The sequence below is a fragment of the Thermodesulfobium sp. 4217-1 genome, from assembly GCF_039822205.1.
In the GTDB taxonomy this organism is placed as follows: domain Bacteria; phylum Thermodesulfobiota; class Thermodesulfobiia; order Thermodesulfobiales; family Thermodesulfobiaceae; genus Thermodesulfobium.
In genome coordinates this window covers 1-1,891 of the sequence record NZ_JBAGBW010000053.1, presented here as the reverse complement: position 1 = coordinate 1,891, position 1,891 = coordinate 1, and the positions used below count along the sequence as shown (strand labels likewise).

The 1,891-nt window shown below is 46.9% G+C and carries 1 protein-coding gene; it reads left to right on the top strand.

Features of this window, described 5'->3' with window-relative positions:
* Nucleotides 1–563 precede the first annotated feature (563 nt).
* The gene (ltrA, locus tag V4762_RS09915; RefSeq protein WP_458646960.1) at nt 564–1,820 is read left to right on the top strand and encodes a group II intron reverse transcriptase/maturase; all 1,257 of its coding nucleotides are present in this window, start codon (nt 564–566) and stop codon (nt 1,818–1,820) included.
* Nucleotides 1,821–1,891 lie beyond the last annotated feature (71 nt).

Below are 1,891 nucleotides of genomic sequence, written 5' to 3'. Positions count from 1 at the left end.
TAGTGCGCCCGGCATGAGTAATAGCTCGGCAGTGAAAGTCTGCTATGGGGCTGGCAGCGGCGACCATTAGCTAAACAGCAAGGGTGTCTACCGTGAGGTAGAATCTGAAGGAAGCTGTAGGCAAAGCCACGGCCTGAGGAACACGAACCGCATATAAGGCTGTACAGTTCGGATGAGTTTGCTAAACAAAACGAAATCCAACGCTGCCAAGGAACTGTTTAGTAAATGCGGCAGGTATACGGGGCAAAGGCTATTGTTCTTACCCGGGGAGGTCTGATGGAAACGTTAGGGAAACTAACAACCTGGGCCGAAAGACCCGGCTGAACCGTCAGAAGTCAGCAGAGGCCATAGTAGTCGGCACAGACGTCATGCCAACGAAGGGTCGAACACAAAGCGAGGGATAAAACTTGGCAAGTTCGAGAAACATACAAAGACAGCAGAAAACCCCGCAAGGGGCCTACCATGGGAAAGAAGCGGTGAAGCCGCAAGGGTCCCAGGGAGGGCCGAGTATGTATCCGGCACAACCCGAGAAGATATTCCCGAATGACCGTGATATCCACCTGATGGAAGAGGTAGTATCAAGAGAAAACATGACAAAAGCGCTGCGACGAGTAGAAGAAAACAAAGGAGCGCCAGGCGTAGACAGTATGCCGGTAGAATCCCTCCTGCCATATCTACAAAAGAACTGGCCTCAGATAAAAGAACAACTTCTTACAGGAACCTATCAACCTCAACCAGTGCGCAGGGTCGAAATCCCGAAACCCAGCGGGGGAGTGAGAATGTTAGGAATTCCCACCGTCACAGACCGCCTAATCCAGCAGGCTCTGTTGCAAGTGCTAACACCCATCTTTGACCCTGAATTCTCAGATGCAAGTTATGGATTCAGACCCAAACGAAGAGCCCATGACGCAGTAAGAAAAGCACGCCAATATGTTCAAGAGGGATACCAGTGGATAGTGGACATGGACCTTGAGAAATTCTTCGATAGAGTAAACCATGACATACTCATGGCCAGAGTAGCTCGCAAGATAAAAGACAAACGCATATTAAAGCTTATACGCAGCTATCTTGCGGCAGGAGTAATGATAAATGGAGTAGTCATGACTACCGATGAAGGAACACCTCAAGGCGGACCTTTAAGTCCACTTCTTGCAAACATAATCCTTGACGACTTAGACAAAGAACTAGAGAAAAGAGTACACAAATTTGTAAGATATGCAGACGACTGTAACATCTACATCAAAAGCAAAAGAGCGGGGCAACGGGTAATGGAAAACATAACAGCTTTCCTGAAGAATAAACTAAAACTCAAAGTAAATGAGCAAAAGAGCGCAGTGGACAGACCCTGGAAGAGAAAATTCCTCGGCTTCAGTATGTATATCGCCAAAGATGGAATAACCAAAATAAGAATAGCACCACAGAGCATAGACAAAGTCAAGAATAAAATCCGAGAGATAACCTCAAGAAGCAACGGACACGGAATAACACAGAAAATCAAAAGACTAAACACATACCTTGGCGGATGGATAGGATACTTCGCACTATCAGAAACACCCAGCAAACTTGAAGAACTCGATGGATGGATAAGAAGAAGACTACGCATGTGTCTGTGGAAACAATGGAAGAGAGTTAGGACAAGATATAGGGAATTGAGGAATCTGAAACTTCCTGAATGGGCAGTCCATAAACTTGCCAATGCCCGAAAGGGATACTGGCGTATGGCGTGGGTATTAAACACAGTACTCAACAACGCTTATTGGCAGGGTCAAGGACTCATGAGTTTAGCAATGAGATATCAGGGAATTCGTAGAGCTTGGTGAACCGCCGTATACCGAACGGTACGTATGGTGGTGTGAGAGGACGGGGGCTAATTACCCCCTCCTACTCGATT